General features: G+C 67.7%; 23 protein-coding genes and 3 tRNA genes. 12 read left to right on the forward strand and 14 right to left on the reverse strand.

The features are described 5' to 3' along the window. Window positions 1-10: 10 nt before the first annotated feature. Entirely contained in the window at window positions 11-778 is a 768-nt protein-coding gene (locus AB0K11_RS05015) for an endonuclease/exonuclease/phosphatase family protein (protein ID WP_364972877.1), read from the reverse strand. 51 nt (window positions 779-829) lie between these two features. Between AB0K11_RS05015 and AB0K11_RS05020 the strand changes: the two genes are divergently transcribed. Beyond that, entirely contained in the window at window positions 830-1,378 is a 549-nt protein-coding gene (locus AB0K11_RS05020) for a hypothetical protein (protein ID WP_364972880.1), read from the forward strand. On the opposite strand, the gene AB0K11_RS05025 is transcribed toward AB0K11_RS05020, so the two are convergent. Next, window positions 1,371-2,333: a YafY family protein gene (locus AB0K11_RS05025; RefSeq protein ID WP_364972882.1), complete on the reverse strand. Its 963-nt coding sequence runs from the start codon at window positions 2,331-2,333 to the stop codon at window positions 1,371-1,373. The genes AB0K11_RS05020 and AB0K11_RS05025 overlap by 8 nt on opposite strands. Before the next feature lie 62 nt (window positions 2,334-2,395). Between AB0K11_RS05025 and AB0K11_RS05030 the strand changes: the two genes are divergently transcribed. Then, the gene (locus AB0K11_RS05030; RefSeq protein WP_364972884.1) at window positions 2,396-2,935 is read left to right on the forward strand and encodes a DinB family protein; all 540 of its coding nucleotides are present in this window, start codon (window positions 2,396-2,398) and stop codon (window positions 2,933-2,935) included. A 4-nt stretch (window positions 2,936-2,939) separates the two neighbouring features. Continuing rightward, window positions 2,940-3,542, forward strand: a complete 603-nt coding sequence (locus tag AB0K11_RS05035) for a DinB family protein (RefSeq protein ID WP_364972886.1) — start codon at window positions 2,940-2,942, stop codon at window positions 3,540-3,542. Window positions 3,543-3,545: 3 nt separating this feature from the next. Here AB0K11_RS05035 and AB0K11_RS05040 read toward each other — a convergent pair whose 3' ends face one another. After that, window positions 3,546-4,145 (reverse strand): TetR/AcrR family transcriptional regulator, encoded by a 600-nt coding sequence (locus AB0K11_RS05040; protein WP_364972888.1) that lies wholly within the window; start codon window positions 4,143-4,145, stop codon window positions 3,546-3,548. A gap of 93 nt (window positions 4,146-4,238) precedes the next feature. Between AB0K11_RS05040 and AB0K11_RS05045 the strand changes: the two genes are divergently transcribed. From AB0K11_RS05045 to AB0K11_RS05080, 8 genes are all read left to right on the forward strand, one after another. Next, window positions 4,239-5,240 (forward strand): oxygenase MpaB family protein, encoded by a 1,002-nt coding sequence (locus AB0K11_RS05045; protein ID WP_364972891.1) that lies wholly within the window; start codon window positions 4,239-4,241, stop codon window positions 5,238-5,240. A gap of 158 nt (window positions 5,241-5,398) precedes the next feature. Further along, window positions 5,399-6,796, forward strand: a complete 1,398-nt coding sequence (locus tag AB0K11_RS05050) for an AarF/ABC1/UbiB kinase family protein (RefSeq protein ID WP_364972894.1) — start codon at window positions 5,399-5,401, stop codon at window positions 6,794-6,796. A gap of 92 nt (window positions 6,797-6,888) precedes the next feature. Next, a complete protein-coding gene (locus tag AB0K11_RS05055; RefSeq protein WP_364973742.1) occupies window positions 6,889-7,737 on the forward strand; it encodes an alpha/beta hydrolase in 849 nt (282 codons plus the stop codon). Between the two features lie 129 nt (window positions 7,738-7,866). Continuing rightward, window positions 7,867-8,736: a cyclopropane mycolic acid synthase family methyltransferase gene (locus AB0K11_RS05060; RefSeq protein WP_364973744.1), complete on the forward strand. Its 870-nt coding sequence runs from the start codon at window positions 7,867-7,869 to the stop codon at window positions 8,734-8,736. Between the two features lie 187 nt (window positions 8,737-8,923). Beyond that, window positions 8,924-9,820 carry a cyclopropane mycolic acid synthase family methyltransferase gene (locus tag AB0K11_RS05065; RefSeq protein WP_364972897.1) on the forward strand — a complete coding sequence of 299 codons (897 nt, stop codon included), beginning with the start codon at window positions 8,924-8,926 and terminating at the stop codon, window positions 9,818-9,820. A 141-nt stretch (window positions 9,821-9,961) separates the two neighbouring features. Further along, the gene (locus AB0K11_RS05070; RefSeq protein ID WP_364972899.1) at window positions 9,962-10,663 is read left to right on the forward strand and encodes a YciI family protein; all 702 of its coding nucleotides are present in this window, start codon (window positions 9,962-9,964) and stop codon (window positions 10,661-10,663) included. Window positions 10,664-10,672: 9 nt separating this feature from the next. Further along, a complete protein-coding gene (locus AB0K11_RS05075; protein WP_364972902.1) occupies window positions 10,673-11,887 on the forward strand; it encodes a sigma-70 family RNA polymerase sigma factor in 1,215 nt (404 codons plus the stop codon). Between the two features lie 69 nt (window positions 11,888-11,956). Next, window positions 11,957-12,844, forward strand: coding sequence for a UTP--glucose-1-phosphate uridylyltransferase (locus tag AB0K11_RS05080; protein WP_364972904.1), 888 nt, complete (start codon window positions 11,957-11,959; stop codon window positions 12,842-12,844). A gap of 87 nt (window positions 12,845-12,931) precedes the next feature. Here the strand turns inward: AB0K11_RS05080 and rplA are convergent, their stop codons facing one another. The 11 genes from rplA to AB0K11_RS05135 all read right to left on the reverse strand — a co-directional run bounded on the left by rplA (window position 12,932) and on the right by AB0K11_RS05135 (window position 17,695). Continuing rightward, the gene (gene rplA, locus AB0K11_RS05085; protein WP_364972906.1) at window positions 12,932-13,639 is read right to left on the reverse strand and encodes a 50S ribosomal protein L1; all 708 of its coding nucleotides are present in this window, start codon (window positions 13,637-13,639) and stop codon (window positions 12,932-12,934) included. 73 nt (window positions 13,640-13,712) lie between these two features. Then, entirely contained in the window at window positions 13,713-14,141 is a 429-nt protein-coding gene (gene rplK, locus AB0K11_RS05090) for a 50S ribosomal protein L11 (protein ID WP_264011688.1), read from the reverse strand. 37 nt (window positions 14,142-14,178) lie between these two features. After that, a complete protein-coding gene (nusG, locus tag AB0K11_RS05095; RefSeq protein ID WP_364973746.1) occupies window positions 14,179-14,997 on the reverse strand; it encodes a transcription termination/antitermination protein NusG in 819 nt (272 codons plus the stop codon). Window positions 14,998-15,049: 52 nt separating this feature from the next. Further along, window positions 15,050-15,511: a preprotein translocase subunit SecE gene (gene secE, locus AB0K11_RS05100; RefSeq protein ID WP_364972908.1), complete on the reverse strand. Its 462-nt coding sequence runs from the start codon at window positions 15,509-15,511 to the stop codon at window positions 15,050-15,052. A gap of 76 nt (window positions 15,512-15,587) precedes the next feature. Further along, window positions 15,588-15,660: transfer RNA gene (locus AB0K11_RS05105), tRNA-Trp, on the reverse strand. Window positions 15,661-15,817: 157 nt separating this feature from the next. Beyond that, complete coding sequence (gene hadC, locus AB0K11_RS05110) at window positions 15,818-16,348, reverse strand: (3R)-hydroxyacyl-ACP dehydratase subunit HadC (RefSeq protein WP_364972910.1); 531 nt, start codon at window positions 16,346-16,348, stop codon at window positions 15,818-15,820. Window positions 16,349-16,357: 9 nt separating this feature from the next. Continuing rightward, on the reverse strand, window positions 16,358-16,786 hold the full coding sequence (gene hadB / locus AB0K11_RS05115) for a (3R)-hydroxyacyl-ACP dehydratase subunit HadB (RefSeq protein WP_364972912.1): 429 nt from the start codon (window positions 16,784-16,786) through the stop codon (window positions 16,358-16,360). Further along, entirely contained in the window at window positions 16,773-17,252 is a 480-nt protein-coding gene (hadA, locus tag AB0K11_RS05120) for a (3R)-hydroxyacyl-ACP dehydratase subunit HadA (RefSeq protein WP_364972914.1), read from the reverse strand. The genes hadB and hadA overlap by 14 nt, the downstream gene beginning before the upstream one ends. A 51-nt stretch (window positions 17,253-17,303) precedes the next feature. Beyond that, window positions 17,304-17,471, reverse strand: a complete 168-nt coding sequence (gene rpmG / locus AB0K11_RS05125) for a 50S ribosomal protein L33 (RefSeq protein ID WP_163733413.1) — start codon at window positions 17,469-17,471, stop codon at window positions 17,304-17,306. Window positions 17,472-17,504: 33 nt separating this feature from the next. After that, window positions 17,505-17,578 (reverse strand) — tRNA-Met (locus AB0K11_RS05130). Between the two features lie 44 nt (window positions 17,579-17,622). After that, window positions 17,623-17,695: transfer RNA gene (locus tag AB0K11_RS05135), tRNA-Thr, on the reverse strand. A gap of 128 nt (window positions 17,696-17,823) precedes the next feature. Between AB0K11_RS05135 and AB0K11_RS05140 the strand changes: the two genes are divergently transcribed. Beyond that, window positions 17,824-18,537, forward strand: a complete 714-nt coding sequence (locus AB0K11_RS05140; protein ID WP_364972918.1) for an MBL fold metallo-hydrolase — start codon at window positions 17,824-17,826, stop codon at window positions 18,535-18,537. The last annotated feature ends 210 nt before the right edge of the window (window positions 18,538-18,747 follow it).

The raw sequence follows: 18,747 nt of genomic DNA on the forward strand, positions 1-18,747 counted from the left end.
CCCTACGGCGTCACCCTCGGGAAATGTCGACGACGAGCGCGCGGTGGTCCGATATCGGCAGTGCGACATCGAAGGCGCGGTCGACGCGCAGTGTGTGGTCGTCGGTCAGGATGTGGTCGAGCTGGCGGTCGGGCTGGTCCACCGGGAATGTCAGCGCCGAGCCGAGCGGCCGGAATCCCGACCAGCGGCTCGGCGTGGGCGGGGTCATGTTGAGGTCGCCCATCAGCACCCGCGGCCCGTCGAACCCGCGCAGGTCGCGCACCAGCCGCCGCATCTGCGCCCGGTTCCAGCCCGGCACGAACGACAGGTGGGTGTTGGCGACGGTGAGCGGTCCGAGCGGCGTGTCGAGCCTGCCGATCATCGCCGCGCGCGGTTCCTCGTTGACGATCTGCACGCGGTTGGGGCCGGGCAGGTACATCGGGAACCGCACCGGGATCCGCGGCAGCCGGACCACCTGCCACGTCTCGGCCGGAAACCGGGACAGCAGCGCGATGCCGTAGGCGGCCGTGCCGGGCTGTTCGCGGCCGGTGGCCGCCATCCAGGTCGCGCCGGGGGTACCGGCGATGGCGGCGACGAACCGGTGGCTGACCGCACGCATCGCCTCGGCGGCGACGGCGGTCAGGTCGGCCTTGCCCGACCGCGGCTGGTCGAAATCCACCTCCTGCAGCGCGAGGATGTCGGGGTCGAGTTCCCGCACGGCATCGGCCAGCCGTCCAAGGTCGACGTCGCCGTGACGCAAACTGCGTCCGTGCAGAATGTTGAAGGTGGCCATCCGCATGGGTACTTGTTACCCGCACCGGCCTGACCGCAGACACCCGAAAGTAGATCCTTGGCTGCACGAAACGACGACCTACGCGACGCGCTCCGGCGCGCCGCGTCCGCGCTGCGGGCGGACGGACCCGACTTCGCGCTGGCAGGCAGCTATGCGCTCTGGGCGTACGGCGGGCCCGAACCCGTCCACGATGTGGACTTCGTGGTCGCCGAACCGGACACCGAGGCCGCGGCGTCCACACTGGAGAAGGCCGGATTCCGGATCGAACGCACGCCCGAGGACTGGTTGTTCAAGGCCTGCGTCGGCAGCGACTTCGTCATCGACGTGTTGCACGCGCTCAACGGCGTCCCGATCAAGCACCACACCGTCGAGGCCGGAGAGGAACTCGACGTGCTCGCGATCAGGATGCGCGTGCTGCCACCCACGCATGTGCTGACCGAGAAACTCAACTCGCTCAACGAACACCGCTGCGACTTCGCGGCGTTGCTGCCCGCGGTGCGTGCGGTCCGCGAACAGGTCGACTGGGACCGCGTGCGCGCCGACACCGCCGACAGCCCGTTCGCCGCCTCGTTCCTGTATCTGATCGAGCGGCTGGACCTCATCTGACTCCTCCGGCGGCGCGGCGCAACCGGTCGGCGACCACCGCCGCCGCCTCGGCCACCTCCGGCGGATCCAGCACCTCGAAGTCGACGCCCACCATCGCGAAGTACACCGCCATGCGCGCGGGGTCGTCGGCGCCGGCCGTGACGATGCAGGCGTCCGGCCCGTCGGCCTCGACGACCGCTGATACATCCGAGAAGTGTTGCCGCAGAGTTGCTTCGGATGCCGCGAAGCGGATCCGGGCGACGTAGCGGTAGGGCGATGAGCTGATCGCCCGTCGCACGTAGTCGGCGGCGTCGGGCGCATCACGCGCAGCGAACGTGCTGCCGAGCGCGCGGACGTCGGCCATCCGGTCCAGCCGCAGGCTGCGCCAGTCCTGCCGGTCGCGGTCGAAGGCGAGCAGGTACCAGCGCCGCCCGGTGGTGACCAGTTGGTACGGCTCGAGCCTGCGGGAGGTGGCGGTGCCCGCCCGGTCGACGTAGCCGGCGGTGACGTGCTCGCGGTCCCGGCAGGCCCGCGCGAGCGTCATCAGCACGTCGGGTTCGACCGGGGTGTCCGAGGTTCCCGACGTCAGCGTCACCGTCGTCTCGTGCACCGCCGACACCTGTGAGCGCAGCCGCGCCGGCATCACCTGATCCAGCTTGCTCAGCGCGCGCAGCGCCGACTCGCCGACACCGGCGACACTGCCGCCCGCGGCCAATCGCAGGCAGACCGCCATCGCGACGGCTTCTTCGGGATCGAGCAGCAGCGGCGGCAACGCCGCCCCGGCGCCCAGTTGGTATCCGCCGCCGTGGCCCTTGCTGGCGTGCACCGGGTAGCCGAGCTCACGCAGCCGGTCGATGTCGCGGCGCACGCACCGGGCGGTCACCCCCAGCCGGTCGGCGAGCTCGTCGCCGGTCCACACCCGCCGGCCCTGCAGCAGGCCCAGGAGTTGGAGCACACGGCTCGTCGTTTCCGCCATGTTCACCATCGTGCCGCACTCTTAGGACCGAAACAGTCCTATAACGCTGCGAGGCTGATGCCATGGATACCCGAACCAGCCTGAACTCGGTCCTGACCGATCAGCTCGAATACCACTGGACCACTGCACTGCGCCCGCGCCTGGACGGACTCACCGACGACGAGTACTTCTGGGAGCCGGTACCCGGCTGCTGGACGGTGCACCGCGACGGCGGCATCGACTTCAGCTATCCGCCCCCGCAGCCGGAGCCGTTCACCACGATCGCCTGGCGGCTGGCCCACGTCATCGTCGGTGTGTTCGCCGTGCGCAACCACAATCACTTCGGCGGTCCGCCCGCCGACTACGCATCGTGGACCTACGCCACAGATGCCGCCACGGCGCTGCGGCAACTCGACGAGGCCTACCGGAATTGGATCGACGGGGTGCGCACACTCGGCGAAGATGGCCTCGACCGGCCGTGCGGTCCCGCCGAAGGGCCCTACGCTGAACGCTCGATGGCGGAATTGGTGTTGCACATCAACCGGGAGGTTATCCACCACGGCGCCGAAATCGCCTGCATCCGCGACCTTTACGCACACTCCACCCACACGAAAGAGGCCTGACCCGATGCCCGGAATGCCACCGCCCGTTGCCGACGAACGTCAGGCTCTGATCGAATTCCTTGCGTTCCAGCAGAACGCCTTCCTGTCCGCGGCGTACGGCCTGACCGACGAGCAGGCCCGCGCCACGCCGTCGGTCAGTGCGCTGTCGATCGGCGGGCTGGTCAAACACGCCGCCGGGGTGCAGAAGGGCTGGACCGAGCGCGCCACCCATGCTCCCGATTTCCCGCCGCCCGACCCGCGGCCGATGGAGGAGCAGATGGCCGATTACCAGGATCAGTACGTGATGCGTGAGGACGAGACACTGGAGGAACTTCTCGAGGAGTTGAAGGCGCAGAACGCCGAGATCCTGCGGGTGTTCGGGGAGATGGACCTCGACGCCCTCGTGCCCGTACCGCGCAATGTCCCGTGGTTCCCGCAGGACATCGATCACTGGTCGGTGCGCTGGGTGGCGATGCACCTCATCGAGGAACTCGCCCGGCACGCGGGCCACGCCGACATCATCCGTGAATCTGTAGACGGCGCAACGATGTACGAGTTGATGGCCGCTCGCGAAGAGTGGCCGGAGACCGACTGGGCGCCGCGGTGGCGCCCGCCGACGGTGGCCTGACCCCTACCGGTCGAGGACCAGGCGCAACGCCTGGTCCACCACGGCGTCGAGGTCGTCGCCGAGGCGGCCGGTCAGCCACTGCTGGGCGAGCTCGGCCATCGCCCCGGTGTACATCGCCGCACCGACGCGCGCGGCCACCGGGTCGGTGCCGGGCTGCAGCCGCCAACCCTCGGTCAGCACGAGTTCGAGGAGCAGGTCGACGGCCGCCTCCCGTCGGGCGGCCAGTACCGGATTGGCCCGCGCATCGGTGAACAGCACCCGGCCCCGGCGCGGGTCGGCCGAACCGAAACCCAGCACCGCGGCGATGCCGGCGCGGGTGCGGTCGCGCAGCGAGTCACCGGCGCGCGCCATCGCGGCTTCGACGTCAGCGGTGAGCTGTTCACTCACCTTGTCGTAGACGGCACCGAGCAGGTCGTCGACGTCGGCGAAGCTCTCGTAGAAGTAGCGGGTGTTCAGCCCGCACTCCCGGCACACCGACCGCACCGACACAGCCGTTTCACCGCCGTCGCCGAACAGCCGGAACGCCGCGTCGACCAGCAGGCCGCGGCGCTCGACGCGCCGGTCGGTGAGCGGCACACCGGCCCAGCGGGTGGGGCTCGACATCGGACCAGCCTACGGCCGATCGGGCAAATCTGGTCACAACCGTGCCCAGACGTTAATCTGGTCACACACGTAACCAGACCCGGAGGGCCGACCATGGACCTGCTGCCCCAACAGATCGTCGAGAACCGGCTCAAGCGCCAGTTCAACCAGGATGTCCGCAGGCACTTCTTCCGCGGGATGGAATTCGCGGGGCCTGCGGGCGATCCCGGCTGGTTCGGGCCCGGCAGCGCCGTGTGGCACGTGCACTCCCACCTCGAGGCGATGATCTTCGGTCTGCAGTGCGCGGCCTACATGGAGCGGCTCGACCCGTCGATCTACTGGATGGGGATGCACCATTCCCGTCTGGTGAAGCGCGACGCCGACGGGGTGGCGCGGCCCGAGATCGACCCGAAGGGCGCCTCGGTGCGGCTCGGCCACTCGGTGGCCTTCTTCATCGGCACCGCCTACGGCTCCACCGACACCGCAGAACGGCTGGCCACCACGGTGCGGTCCATGCACCACACCATCAAAGGCGTGCGGCCCGACGGTCTCCGCTACGACGCCGACGACCCCGACTGGCTGCGCTGGAACTACGCGACGGTGGTCTGGGGCATCGCCACCGCACACCAGCTCTACCATCCGAACCCGTTGCGCGGCACAGAGATCGACCGCTACTACGGCGAGTTCGTCCGCGTCGGGCACGCACTCGGCGGCACCGACCTGCCGTCGACGAAGGCCGACACACTCGAGTGCCTGAAGTCCTATCTGCCCCGGCTCGCGGTCACCCACGGCGCGGCACTGGCCACCGGCCCGAACCTGCCGATGCCGCAGAGCGCGCTGAACTGGGCGGTGCGCGACACCATGCCGCGCTGGGGGAAAGAGCTGATCCAGCACCGCAACCCCCACCCCGTCGAACGGGCCGCGCGGCGCGCGATGGTGTGGACGGCGATCAACGGCCTGCACACCGCCGCCGGTCCGGCGCCGGAATTCGAGCAGGCCAAGGCGCGGGTCGCCGGCGGCGTTGACCCCTCGCTGGCGCCGCACACCGAGCCGGCCTACGTGCCGGGCAGCGACCCGCAGCGCAGCCGAGCCGAGGTCGAGCGCACCTTCGCCTGAGCTCCCCGAGTTCCGCCGGAACTGCATTCCCGGCGCTCAAGGTCGACCCTTGAGCGCCGGGAATGCAGTTCCGCGCACGAGGGGCGGCTACTTGTCAGCCCTGTGACCCGCTGCACACGCTTTTTCGCCTGCTCGCCGATTTTGAGACACTGGCGGTTATGAGTGTCACGCGAAAGACCCAGCACCGCGAGGTCGCCAAGCTGGACCGGGTGCCGCTGCCCATGGAGGCCGCCCGCGTCGGCGTCACCGGTTGGCAGATCACCCGCACCGGGGCACGCGTCGTCAGCAAGCTGGCGGGCCGCGGATCCCTGCAGGAGAAGGTCGTCAAGCAGATCCCCCAGACGTTCGCCGACCTCGGGCCCACCTACGTCAAGTTCGGCCAGATCATCGCGTCGAGCCCCGGCGCCTTCGGCGAACCGCTGTCGCGGGAGTTCCGCAGCCTGCTCGACCGGGTGCCTCCGGCGAACGCCGACGAGGTGGCCAAGCTGCTGCGCGAGGAACTCGGCGGCGATCCGGCCACGCTGTTCAAGTCCTTCGACACCACGCCCTTCGCCTCCGCATCGATCGCTCAGGTGCACTACGCGACGCTGCACACCGGCGAGGAGGTCGTGGTGAAGGTGCAGCGGCCCGGAATCCGCCGCCGCGTCGCCGCCGATCTGCAGATCCTCAAGCGCGGCGCCCGCCTGGTCGAGTTCGCCAAGCTCGGCCAACGACTCAGCGCCCAGGACGTGGTCGCCGACTTCGCCGACAACCTCGCCGAGGAGCTCGACTTCCGGCTCGAGGCGCAGTCGATGGACGCGTGGGTGTCGCACATGCACACCTCCCCGCTCGGCGAGAACATCCGGGTGCCGCAGGTGTACTGGGACCTGACCAGCGAGCGGGTGCTCACCATGGAGCGCGTGACGGGCGTGCGCATCGACGACGCCGCCGCGATCCGCAAGCAGGGCTTCGACGGCACGGAGCTGGTCAAGGCCCTGCTGTTCAGCGTCTTCGAGGGCGGCCTCAAGCACGGGCTGTTCCACGGCGACCTGCACGCAGGCAATCTCTTCGTCGACGACGACGGCAAGATCGTGTTCCTCGACTTCGGCATCATGGGCCGCATCGACCCGCGGACCCGCTGGCTGCTGCGCGAGCTCGTCTACGCGCTGCTGGTCACGAAGGACCACGCCGCGGCGGGCAAGATCGTCGTGCTGATGGGCGCCGTCGGCACCATGAAGCCGGAGGCCGAGGCCGCCAAGGACCTGGAGAAGTTCGCCACGCCGCTGACGATGAAGTCACTCGGCGACATGAGCTATGCCGAGATCGGCAAGCAGCTCTCCACCCTCGCCGACGCCTACGACGTCAAGCTGCCCCGTGAGCTGGTGCTGATCGGCAAGCAGTTCCTCTACGTCGAGCGCTACATGAAGCTGCTCGCACCGAAGTGGCAGATGATGAGCGATCCGCAGCTGACCGGGTATTTCGCCAACTTCATGGTGGACATCAGCCGTGAGCACAAAGAGAAGACGGCCGTTGAGCGCTCGCGCGAGGAGCAGACAACAGAAGAGGTCGAGGCGTGATGGAGATCCGATCCGGTAAAGCTGCGGTCGGCGGGCAGGAACGCAGTGACTCGGGAATCAGCCCAGGTGAGGTCGAGATCTTCTACGAGGACATGGGCGACCCGAACGATCCGGCAGTCCTGCTGGTCATGGGCCTGGGCGCGCAGCTGACCTTCTGGCGCGAGGGTTTCTGCCAGAAGCTCGTCGACCAGGGCCTCCGGGTGATCCGGTTCGACAACCGCGACGTCGGGCTGTCCACCCACCTCGACGGCCGGCGGACCAAGGGTTCGCAGGTCGGCAACCTGGTGCGGTCCTTCCTGGGGCTCCGCAGCCCGTCGGTCTACACGCTCGAGGACATGGCCGATGACGCCGCCGCGCTTTTGGACCACCTGGGCATCGACCGGGCACACATCGTGGGCGCCTCGATGGGCGGCATGATCGCGCAGATCTTCGCCGCCCGCCACGCGGAGCGCACCAAGACGTTGGCCGTCATCTTCTCCAGCAACAACCAAGCGTGCCTGCCGCCACCGGGTCCGCGGCAGCTGCTCGCGGTGATCACGGGCCCGTCGCCGAACTCTCCGCGCGACGTCATCATCGAGAACTCGATCCGGGTGAGCAAGATCATAGGCAGCCCCGGCTACCGCTCCTCCGACGAGGATCTGCGCGCCGACGCCGTCGCGTTCTACGATCGCGCGTTCTATCCGCAGGGCATCGCCCGGCAGTTCAATGCGATCACCGGAAGCGGCAGCCTGCGCCACTACGACCGGCAGATCACCGCGCCGACAGTGGTCATGCACGGTAAGGCCGACAAATTGATGCGCCCCTCCGGCGGACGGATCATCGCGCGGACCATTCCGGGGGCGCGTCTGGTGCTGTTCGACGGAATGGGACACGAGCTCCCCAAAGAACTCTGGGACGACGTGGTCGGCGAGTTGAAGACCACCTTCGCCGAGCGTGCCTGAGCAGCGGCGGCACTTCTCGATTCGGCCCGCGACGGGCGAATCGGATACGATCCGCTGTCGAGCGCAGGGGCTTGCTGCAGCGTCATCGAAGACGCCGGCGAAGCCCAGAACGGCCAGAAAGGCATGACCATGGCCCCTTCGGGCAAACTGAAGCCGCACTTCGAGGACGTCCAGGCACACTACGACCTGTCCGACGACTTCTTCCGGCTTTTCCTCGACCCGTCGCAGACCTACAGCTGCGCGTACTTCGAGCGTGACGACATGACGCTCGAGGAGGCCCAGCGGGCCAAAGTCGATCTGGCACTGGGCAAGCTGGGCCTGCAGCCCGGGATGACGCTGCTCGACGTCGGCTGCGGCTGGGGCGCGACGATGATGCGCGCGGTCGAGAAGTACGACGTCAACGTCATCGGCCTCACCCTGAGCAAGAACCAGCACGCACACGTCGAGCGGGTGTTCGCCGAGTCCGACAGCTCACGGTCGAAAACCGTGCTGCTGCAGGGCTGGGAGGAGTTCGACCAGCCGGTGGACCGCATCGTGTCGATCGGCGCGTTCGAGCACTTCGGCAAGGACCGCTGGAACGACTTCTTCACCATGGCTTACCGGGCGCTGCCCGACGACGGCGTGCTGCTGCTGCACACGATCACCGCGCTGACCATTCCGCAGATGGTGGAACGCAAGATCCCGCTGACGTTCTCGGTCGCGCGGTTCATCAAGTTCATCATCACCGAGATCTTCCCGGGCGGTTACCTGCCGACCATCGAACTCGTCGGCGAGCACGGCGCGAAGGCCGGCTTCAACCTCACCCGCACCCAGTCGTTGCAGCCGCACTACGCCAAGACGCTGGACTGCTGGGCCGACGCGCTCGAGGCCCGCCGGGACGAGGCGATCGCCATCCAGTCCGAAGAGGTCTACGACCGCTACATGCACTATCTGACCGGCTGCGCGGACGCGTTCCGGAAGGGTTACGTCGACGTTTGCCAGTTCACGCTGGAGAAGTGATCTTCAACAACCAGCAAACTCCCGATTACTAGCTGGTCGACGACTCAAGACACCGGGTCGTCGCCGGGTGTGCGACACGCTGTAGGTTCGCAGGTCGACGCCCAGAAACGGGGGTAGCGTGCGGTCACAACACGACCGACGCGGGAGCACTGCAGACGACCTGTCGCGAGGAAGGCCACCCACGAACATGCCTGAGAAAACGAATACCGAAACCGAGTTGCGGCCGCACTTCGAGGACATCCAGGCCCACTACGACCTGTCCGACGACTTCTTCGGCGTCTTCCAGGACCCCACACGCAAGTACAGCTGTGCGTACTTCACGGGTCCTGAGGTGTCGCTGTCCGAGGCGCAGATCGCCAACGTCGACCAGCACCTGGACCGGCTGGACCTCAAGCCGGGGATGACCCTGCTCGAGGTGGGCTGCGGCTGGGGCCTGACGCTGCAGCGGGCGATGGAGAAGTACGACGTCAACGTCATCGGCCTGACGCTGAGCAAGAACCAGCAGGTCTACTGCGACCAGCTGCTGAGCAAGCTCGACACCAGCCGCACCTACGACGTCCGCCTGCAGGGCTGGGAGCAGTTCCACAGCCCCGTCGACCGCATCGTGTCGATCGAGGCCTTCGAGCACTTCGGCTTCGAGCGCTATGACGACTTCTTCAAGACGTGTTTCGACATCCTGCCCGACGACGGCCGGATGACGATCCAGAGCAGCGTCGGGTACCACCCCGACGACCTGCAGGCGCGCGGCAAGAAGCTGACGTTCGAGTTGGCCCGGTACGTGAAGTTCATCCTCACCGAGATCTTCCCGGGCGGCCGGCTCCCCAGCACCCCGATGATGGTCGAGCGCGGCGAGAAGGCCGGCTTCGTCGTGCCCGAGACGTTGTCGCTGCGCAACCACTACATCAAGACGCTCGGCATCTGGGCCGCCAAGCTGGAGCAGCACAAGGACGAGGCGATCGCCGCGACCGACGAAGAGAACTACCACCGTTACATGAAGTACCTGCGCGGCGCGCAGTACTACTTCGTCGACGAGAGCATCGACGTCAGCCTGGTCACCTACCTCAAGCCCGGCGCCGCGGCCTAGTCAGGCCCGTCACCGCGAAATCCCCCGACGAGAGTCGGGGGATTTCTGCGTCTTGTGTCGGATCCCGGCGCCGGCGTTCGTCGACACAGTAGAGAGTGGAACCAGAAGGGGTTGCACTCGCTACCGGGAAGGTCGTCACCGATGCATTACTTCGCCCTGCTGCTGGGACCAGAGGCCACCGAGGAACCCGACGCCGAGACCCAGGCCGCCATCATGACCGCGTACACGGAGTTCCACACGAGCGCCGGCGCGGCGATCAGGGCGGGCGACGCGCTCGCCGGGTCGGCCACCGCGGTCGGCATCACCGGCGGCCCCGACCACCCGGTGATCACCGACGGCCCGTTCGCCGAGGGCGCCGAGGTCGCCGGCGGCTACTACGTGTTCGAGGCCGACAACCTCGACGACGCGCTGGGCATCGCCCGCCGGATACCGGCCTGCCAGGAAGGAGCCGTCGAGGTGTGGCCGATGGTCGGGTGGGAGGCGCCCACCGAGCAGATCGGCGACGACTGGTTCGCCCTGCTGCTCGAACCCGCCGACCAGCCGTGCACGCCCGGCACCGACGAATGGGAGAGCGGCGAATGCAAGCACGCGGAGTTCGGCCGGGCCGCCGGTGAGCACATCCTCGGCGGAGCGCCGCTGCACCCGCCGAGCACGGCGACCACGGTGCGCGTGCGCAACGGCGAGGTGTTGCTCACCGATGGCCCGTTCGCCGAGGGCGCCGAGGTGGCCAGCGGGTTCTACCTGCTGCGGGCCACCGACCGCGACGAGGCCGTCAAGATCGCCTCGATGATCCCCGCCACCACCGTCCATCTGCACCGCCTGGTCGGCGTCTCCGGCCTCTGACCACGCTGCATGACCGAACTGGACGGCGTCTTCCGGCGGGAATGGGGTCCGGCCGTCGCCGCACTCGCGCGGTGGTCGGGCGACCTCGGCATCGCCGAGGACGCCGTCCAGGAGGCGTGCGCCGAGGCACTGCGCACGTGGCCGCGCGACGGCGCGCCCGACAACGCCGGGGCGTGGCTGACGACCGTGGCCCGCAACCGGGTGCTCGACCGGCTCCGCCGCGAATCGGCCCGTTCCGGGAAGGAGTTCGCCGCGGTGGTCGACGAGATGAACGCCCGGACGGACGCGCTCCCGCACCGGGTGCGCGACGACGAACTGCGGATGATGTTCACCTGCGCGCATCCGGCGCTGGACCGGCTGTCACAACTGGCGCTGACGCTGCGGCTCATCTCGGGCCTCACGGTCGCCGAGATCGCGCGTGCGCTGCTGCAGTCCGAGGCCGCCGTCGGTCAGCGAATCACGCGCGCCAAGAACAAGATTCGCAGTGCGAACATCCCGCTGCGGGTGCCGCCGGCCGAACTGCTGGCCGAGCGCACGCCCCACGTGCTGAGCTGCATCTACTCGGTGTTCACCGAGGGCTACTGGTCCACGGCGGGGCCGTCGGCGATCAGGGACGAACTGTGCAATGAGGGGGTCCGCCTGGCCATTGAGCTGTGCGACCTGATGCCCGCCGAGCGCGAGGCCCAGGCGCTCGCCGCGCTGACACTGCTGCACGATTCGCGCCGCCGCACCCGGGTGGACGCCGCGGGCGCGGTGGTGCCGCTCGAGGAGCAGGATCGCAGCCGATGGGACCGCGGCCAGATCGCGGCGGGTCTGGAGCGGCTGCGCCGGGCGGCGGGTTCGGATGGGCAGTATCTGCCGCAGGCGGTGATCGCGGGCCTGCACGCGACGGCGCCGACATGGGAGCAGACCGACTGGGTGACGATCTGCGCCGCGTACGACCGGTTGCTGTCGATCGGCGACTCGCCGGTGGTGCGGGCCAACCGTGCGCTGGCCGTCGGCTTCCGCGACGGCTTCGCCGCGGGCCTCGCCGAGCTCGACGCGGTGGCCGCCGATCCCCGGTGGGCCCGGTCGAACACCCACGCCGTGATCCGCGCCGACCTGCTGCGCCGGTGCGGGCGGACCGACGAGGCGCTGCACTGGTATCGCGCCGCACTCGCCGCGAACGGCTCCGAGCCGGCGCGGGCATTCCTGCGCCGCCGGGTCGCCGAGTGCGGCGGCTGACACGCTCGGCTTGACCAGCACGCCGGGGTGACGGACGGTATGAGGGCGTACTCGTCGAGAAGGAGACACATGGGCAGCACCATCCGCAAGGCGGTGATCCCCGCCGCCGGGCTCGGATCCCGGCTGCTTCCGCTGACCAAGGCGATCCCCAAGGAGATGCTGCCGGTCGGCGACAAGCCGGTCATCGAGCACACGGTCCGCGAGCTCGTCAGTTCCGGCATCACCGACATCACGATCGTGGTGTCAGGTGGAAAGTCGTTGATCCAGGACCACTTCCGGCCCAACCCGGCGCTGGTGGAGCAGTTGCGCAACGACGGAAAGACGGCCTACGCCGACGCGGTCGAAGAGGTCGGCCAGCTGTCCGCCGCAGGCCACATCACCTACCTCGACCAGCACGGGCCCTACGGCAACGGCACCCCGGTGCTCAACGCCGCGCGTGCGTTCGGCGACGAGCCGATCCTGGTGCTGTGGCCCGACGACGTGTTCGTCGCCGAGGTGCCGCGCGCCCAGCAGCTCATGCGGGCCTACGCCCAGACGTCGTGTCCGGTGCTAGCGTTGCTGCCGATGGCCGCCGAGGATTCCCAGCGCTACGGCGTCCCGATCGTCAAGGAGGACCTCGACGACGGTCTGCTGCGGATCACCGGCCTGGTCGAGAAGCCCAAGCCCGAGGATGCGCCGTCGGAGTACGCGGCCATCGGCGGGTACGTCATCACCCCCGGCGTCATCGACGAACTGCGCCAGCAGACCAAACGCTGGTACGAGCACCGCACCGGCGAGGTGTACCTGACCGACGCGATCAACGCCTACGCCAAGGACCGCGCGGTCTACGGGCAGGTCATCCAGGGCAGCTGGTATGACACCGGCAATCCGGGTGACTATCTGGTGGCCCAGTTCGCCTCCGCGCTCGCGCACCCGACCTACGGGCCGCTGCTGCGCGGGCTCGCCGAGCGCGACTGATCAGTTCTCCGCCGAACAGACGCAAATTGCCCCGACACGCCGTGCGTGCGGGGCAATTTGCGTCTTGTCGCGAGCTAGGGGTTGTGCCTACGCCTCCGCGAAATTGCGGGTGACGCCCGGGTCGACCAGGATGCCGGGTCCGGTCGTCGTCGAGACGACGATCTTCTTCAGGTAGCGGCCCTTGGACGCCGACGGCTTGGCGCGCAGGATCTCGTCGAGCGCGGCGCCGTAGTTCTCGGCCAGCGACTTCTCGTCGAAGGACGCCTTGCCGATGACGAAGTGCAGGTTGGCCTGCTTGTCGACGCGGAAGTTGATCTTGCCGCCCTTGATGTCCTGCACGGCCTTGGTGACGTCGGGGGTCACGGTGCCGGTCTTGGGGTTGGGCATCAGACCACGCGGGCCGAGCACGCGGGCGATGCGGCCGACCTTGGCCATCTGGTCGGGGGTGGCGATCGCCGCGTCGAAGTCGAGGAAGCCGCCCTGGATCTTCTCGATCAGGTCGTCACTGCCCACCACGTCGGCGCCGGCGGCGATGGCCTGCTCGGCCTTCTCGCCGACCGCGAACACCGCGACGCGGGCGGTCTTGCCGGTGCCGTGCGGCAGGTTGACGGTGCCGCGCACCATCTGGTCGGCCTTACGCGGGTCGACGCCCAAGCGGATGGCCACCTCGACGGTGGCGTCCTGCTTCTTCGACGACGTCTCCTTGGCCAGCTTCGCGGCCTCGATCGGCGAATACAGCTTGTCGCGGTCGATCTTCTCGGCGGCTTCGCGGTATGCCTTGCTGTTCTTGCTCATTGGGGTCTCCTTGTATCAGAGGTCGTGGTTCACGAGCCGATGCCAGCTCTCCCACGGTGTTGCACAACGTCGATTATTCGACGGTGATTCCCATCGACCGGGCGGTGCCGGCGATGATCTTGGCGGCCTGGTCGACGTCGTTGGCGTTGAGGTCGGCCTTCTTCGTCTCGGCGATCTCGCGCACCTGATCCCAGGTCACCTTGGCGACCTTGGTCTTGTGCGGCTCGGCCGAGCCCTTCTGCACGCCGGCGGCCTTGAGCAGCAGCTTGGCGGCGGGCGGGGTCTTCAGCGCGAACGTGAAGCTGCGGTCCTCGTAGACGGTGATCTCCACGGGGATGACGTTGCCGCGCTGGCTCTCCGTCGCGGCGTTGTACGCCTTGCAGAACTCCATGATGTTGACGCCGTGCTGGCCGAGCGCAGGACCGACGGGCGGGGCGGGGTTGGCCTGCCCGGCCTGGATCTGCAGCTTGATCAGCCCGGTGACCTTCTTCTTCGGGGGCATGACTGTGCTGTCCTTTTCTTCTTCTACTGTGTGGTTCTTAGATCTTGGCGACCTGGGTGAAGGTCAGTTCGACGGGTGTCTCGCGGCCGAAGATGGACACCAGCACCTTGAGCTTCTGCTGTTCGGCGTTGACCTCGCTGATCGACGCGGGCAGCGTCGCGAACGGGCCGTCCATCACGGTGACCGATTCGCCGACCTCGAAGTCGACCAGGATCTCGGGCCGCTCCATCGAGGCCTCCGACGAGGACGCACCCGCACCTGCGGTGGCCTTGCCGGGCTTCTTGGCCGCGGCGGGCGGCAGCAGGAACTTCACCACGTCGTTGAGCGACAGCGGCGAGGGCCGCGAGGTGGCGCCGACGAAGCCGGTGACGCCGGGGGTGTTGCGCACCGCGCCCCACGACTCGTCGTTGAGCTCCATGCGCACCAGGATGTAGCCCGGCAGCACCTTGCGGTTGACCTGCTTGCGCTGGCCGTTCTTGATCTCGGTGACCTCTTCGGTGGGCACCTCGACCTGGAAGATGTAGTCGCCGACGTCGAGGTTCTGCACGCGCGTCTCGAGGTTGGCCTTCACCTTGTTCTCGTAGCCGGCGTAGGAGTGGATGACGTACCAGTCGCCCGGCTGCAGCCGAAGTTCCTTCTTCAGCGCGACGGCGGGGTCCTCGTCCTCCTCGGGCTCCGCGGCGGGAGCCTCTTCGGCGGCGGGGACCTCTTCGACGGTCGTGTCCTCTACAGCCTCGGCGGCGGTGGTCTGCTCGAGAGACTCGGCGGCCTCGTCTGCGATCACGGTCGCCGGGTCCGCAGCTTCGACGCGCGCCTCGGACACAGCCGAGGGCGTATCGCCTTCGAAGCTCGTCACGGTTGTCATTCCTCTCTCGTACTTCAGTTCTTCGTGCCGGCGCGCGGCCGGGTCAGTTGGCGCCGAACACCAGTCCGATCAGCCGGCCGAGGCCGTAGTCCGCGCCGGAGATCAGCGCGACCATGAACACCAGGAAGACCAGCACCACCGAGGTGTAGCTGACCATCTGCTTGCGGTTGGGCCAGATGACCTTGCGCAGCTCGGCGACGACCTGCTTCAGGTAGTTCAGGACATACAGGAACGGGTTGCGTGAGCCGCCCGGTTCCTTCTTCTTCTTGACGGTCTTCTTGCCGGGGCCGTTGCCGTCCTTGCTGTCGCCGGCGTCGGTCTCCGGAGCAGTGTCGGTGTCGGCGCCGTCGGTGTCGCCGACCACGCGCCGTGAACGCTTCCCGGTGGGCCGCAGCGGCCGGGTGGCCACCGCCGTCTGGCCGCGGGTGTCTGCGCTCTTCCCGTCGCCGGTGCCGGCGTCCGCGCCGTCGTCAGGGGAGCCGGCACTGTCGCGCTCGTCGCTCACCGCTCGCTCCTCTTGTCCGGGTTGTCATCGGGGTGCACACCTACCAGTGTCCACACTTGTCGAGTATTCAGTTGAGCAGGGGCGACAGGACTTGAACCTGCAACCTGCGGTTTTGGAGACCGCTGCTCTGCCAGTTGAGCTACGCCCCTTCAGGCGACGACAGGGTTGACGTCGTCATCACCGTCCTGACCTGCGGGGCTCACACAATTTGCGCGCTCCCCGTTCGGTCGATCTGATACCGACGGACAGCGCGCTGGACTGGGAAAACCCCGAAGTCCGAGTGTAGCGTGCCGCCGGTCGCACTGACTAATCCGCCGGGCCGCCGGAGTCGACCGCATCGGCGGTGCGAACCACCTGGCCGGTCTCCGGATCCCACTTCACCGAGATCGAGTTGTCGCCCTCGTGGCCCATCAGCGTGGTGAACGACTCCTGCACCACGGCGCCGGTGGGATCGGTCAGCACGTTGCGGGTCGTGACGATGTCGGCGCCGAACCGCTCGTCCACCGACACGACGTACAGCTTGCCGCGCAGCGCGTCGCCGGCCACGATCGGCCGGTGGAACAGGAATTTCTGGTCCACCTGGACGATCTGCATGGTCTCCATGCCGAGGTCGTTGTTCTGGAAGAAGTGCCGCTGGATCATCACCGCGAAGATCGACATGAAGGTCGGCGGCGCGATGAGCGCATCGTGGCCGAGTTCGGCGGCCGCGGCCTCATCGAGGGAGGCCGGATCGTCGGCCTTCACGGCGCCTGCGTACTGCCGGATCTGTTCGCGGCCGACCACGAAGGTGTCCGGGTACTCCCAGATCACTCCGCGGATGTCCATCTTGAGCGCCATGTCGTGCCCCTACGCCAGCGTCGCCGTGGCGATGGCGCGGCCGAAGATCTTCTTGCCGCCGGAGGTGGCCGAGAGTGCGATCGTCACCGATTTCGACTCGGGCTCAACGGATTTCACCCGACCGCTGAAGGTGATCTCGGCGCCCTTGCCGTCGTTCGGCACCGGCACCACGGCGGTGAAGCGGACGTTGTACTCCTTGACGGCGGCGGGGTCGCCGACCCAGGAGGTGACGTAGCCGCCGCCGAGGCCCATCGTCAGCATGCCGTGCGCGATCGCGACGTCCAGGCCGACCTGCTTGGCGATGTCGTCGTCCCAGTGGATCGGGTTCAGGTCACCGGACACGCCCGCGTAGTTGACCAGGTCTCCGCGGGTCAGCGGGATCACCTTCTCCGGAAGTTGGTCCCCGACGCTGACCGAACTGAACTCACGCAGTGCCATTGCTGAAGCCACTCTCTCCGTCTTCTTCGCTACGCCCCGCCAGGGTGGTGTAGCTCTCCTGAACGATGTCACCGTTGTCGTTGGTGATGATGTTCCTGGTGGTGATGATGTCGGTGCCGTGCGCCTTGCGGATCGAGTCGATGTAGACGTCGCAGAACAGCGTGTCGCCGGCCATGATGGGCCTGACGAACTTGAGCACCTGGTCGACCTGGACGATCTGGGCGTCGGTGATCCCGATCCCCGCGGCGGCGAACATGGCCGACTGCGCCTGGTACCCGAACACCGAGATGAACGTCAGCGGCGCGGGCAGGGTGTCGTGGCCGAGGTCCGCGGCGGCCTTCTCGTCGAAGAAGGCGGGGTCCTCGTTCTTGACCGCGACGGCGTACTCGCGGATCTTCTCCCGACCGACGACGTAGCTGTCGGGGTACCGGAAATGGGTCCCGACGTAGTCGTCCAAGAAAGACACGAGTATTGAACCTACCTACTGCGCCTCACCAATGACGAATTGGTGAGTCGGTCAGCGCGATTCCTTGTGTGCACGGTGCGTGCCACAGTTCGGGCAGAACTTCTTGATCTCCAGCCGATCGGGATCGTTGCGGCGGTTCTTCTTGGTGATGTAGTTGCGGTGCTTGCACACCTCGCAGGCCAAGGTGATCTTGGGCCGTACGTCGGTACTTGAGGCCACGTCCGTTGTCCTTCGTCTTCTCGTACTTGCTTGTAGCGGTGGGGGGGCTCGATCCCCCGACCTCACGATTATGAGTCGTGCGCTCTAACCAGCTGAGCTACACCGCCATCCGGCGAACCGGTCGACTGTTTGGCTCGCCCGGTGTCCACCGAGCCCCCTAACGGAATCGAACCGTTGACCTTTTCCTTACCATGGAAACGCTCTACCGACTGAGCTAAGGGGGCCTGTCCCCGGCAGTGAACAGCGTCGTGCCGCGGGCCTTAAAGAGAGTACAGTCTGGCCCCTGTCGCCGCCAAACCGCTGGTCACCGCCCGTCGGAAGGTCGGCTTCCCGACCACCCTAATCTTGAGCGATGGGATCCGACCGGCTCTACTTCCGCCAGCTGCTGTCCGGGCGTGACTTCGCCGAGGGCGACATGATCGCGACGCAGATGCGCAACTTCGCCTACCTGATCGGCGACCGGGAGACCGGCGACTGCGTGGTCGTCGACCCCGCGTATGCCGCCGGCGACCTCGTCGACGCGCTGGAGGCCGACGGCATGCACCTGTCCGGGGTGCTGGTCACCCACCACCACCCCGACCATGTCGGCGGCACGATGATGGGCTTCACGCTCAAGGGCCTTGCCGAACTGATGGAGCGGGTCAGCGTGCCGGTGCACGTCAACACCCACGAAGCGGACTGGGTCTCGCGCGTCACCGGTATCCCGATGTCGGACCTGACCGCACACGAGCACGGGGACAAGGTCGGCGTCGGGGCCATCGAGATCGAACTGCTGCACACCCCGGGTCACACACCGGGCAGCCAGTGCTTCCTGCTCGACGGCCGCCTGGTGGCCGGTGACACGCTGTTCCTCGACGGCTGCGGTCGCACCGACTTCCCCGGAGGCAACGTCGACGACATGTTCCGCAGCCTGCAGGCGCTGGCCGGGCTGTCCGGCGACCCGGTGGTGTTCCCCGGCCACTGGTACTCCGCGGAGGCCAGCGCGCCGCTGTCGGACGTCAAGCGGAGCAACTACGTCTACCGGGCGAGCGACCTGGACCAGTGGCACATGCTGATGGGCGGCTGACGGCCTCTGCCCGGGCGCACCGCAGCGGTGCCCTCCACGATTCGGCAGCGAACTATGTGGAGCGCTCGCAAATGTTCGGTGCCGACGGCCGCTTTCTCGGGAGATCAGCGCCGATTTCGTGAATATTTCCGTGATTTGACGTCGATACCGTGGTCACGAGACTTGCCTTCTCAAGAATCCGCAGACGAAATCGAAGAAGTAGTGCAATAC

This window comes from Mycobacterium sp. NPDC050551, from assembly GCF_040674075.1.
Classification (GTDB): domain Bacteria; phylum Actinomycetota; class Actinomycetes; order Mycobacteriales; family Mycobacteriaceae; genus Mycobacterium.

Bases quoted from the DNA above. Each gene is read 5' to 3' on its own strand.
- AB0K11_RS05015 (WP_364972877.1), bottom strand. From the start codon at position 778: ATGCGGATGGCCACCTTCAACATTCTGCACGGACGCAGTTTGCGTCAC.
- AB0K11_RS05025 (WP_364972882.1), bottom strand. From the start codon at position 2,333: ATGGCGGAAACGACGAGCCGTGTGCTCCAACTCCTGGGCCTGCTGCAG.
- AB0K11_RS05030 (WP_364972884.1), top strand. From the start codon at position 2,396: ATGGATACCCGAACCAGCCTGAACTCGGTCCTGACCGATCAGCTCGAA.
- AB0K11_RS05035 (WP_364972886.1), top strand. From the start codon at position 2,940: ATGCCCGGAATGCCACCGCCCGTTGCCGACGAACGTCAGGCTCTGATC.
- AB0K11_RS05040 (WP_364972888.1), bottom strand. From the start codon at position 4,145: ATGTCGAGCCCCACCCGCTGGGCCGGTGTGCCGCTCACCGACCGGCGC.
- AB0K11_RS05045 (WP_364972891.1), top strand. From the start codon at position 4,239: ATGGACCTGCTGCCCCAACAGATCGTCGAGAACCGGCTCAAGCGCCAG.
- AB0K11_RS05050 (WP_364972894.1), top strand. From the start codon at position 5,399: ATGAGTGTCACGCGAAAGACCCAGCACCGCGAGGTCGCCAAGCTGGAC.
- AB0K11_RS05055 (WP_364973742.1), top strand. From the start codon at position 6,889: ATGGGCGACCCGAACGATCCGGCAGTCCTGCTGGTCATGGGCCTGGGC.
- AB0K11_RS05060 (WP_364973744.1), top strand. From the start codon at position 7,867: ATGGCCCCTTCGGGCAAACTGAAGCCGCACTTCGAGGACGTCCAGGCA.
- AB0K11_RS05065 (WP_364972897.1), top strand. From the start codon at position 8,924: ATGCCTGAGAAAACGAATACCGAAACCGAGTTGCGGCCGCACTTCGAG.
- AB0K11_RS05070 (WP_364972899.1), top strand. From the start codon at position 9,962: ATGCATTACTTCGCCCTGCTGCTGGGACCAGAGGCCACCGAGGAACCC.
- AB0K11_RS05075 (WP_364972902.1), top strand. From the start codon at position 10,673: ATGACCGAACTGGACGGCGTCTTCCGGCGGGAATGGGGTCCGGCCGTC.
- AB0K11_RS05080 (WP_364972904.1), top strand. From the start codon at position 11,957: ATGGGCAGCACCATCCGCAAGGCGGTGATCCCCGCCGCCGGGCTCGGA.
- rplA (WP_364972906.1), bottom strand. From the start codon at position 13,639: ATGAGCAAGAACAGCAAGGCATACCGCGAAGCCGCCGAGAAGATCGAC.
- rplK (WP_264011688.1), bottom strand. From the start codon at position 14,141: ATGCCCCCGAAGAAGAAGGTCACCGGGCTGATCAAGCTGCAGATCCAG.
- hadC (WP_364972910.1), bottom strand. From the start codon at position 16,348: ATGGCGCTCAAGATGGACATCCGCGGAGTGATCTGGGAGTACCCGGAC.
- hadB (WP_364972912.1), bottom strand. From the start codon at position 16,786: ATGGCACTGCGTGAGTTCAGTTCGGTCAGCGTCGGGGACCAACTTCCG.
- AB0K11_RS05140 (WP_364972918.1), top strand. From the start codon at position 17,824: ATGGGATCCGACCGGCTCTACTTCCGCCAGCTGCTGTCCGGGCGTGAC.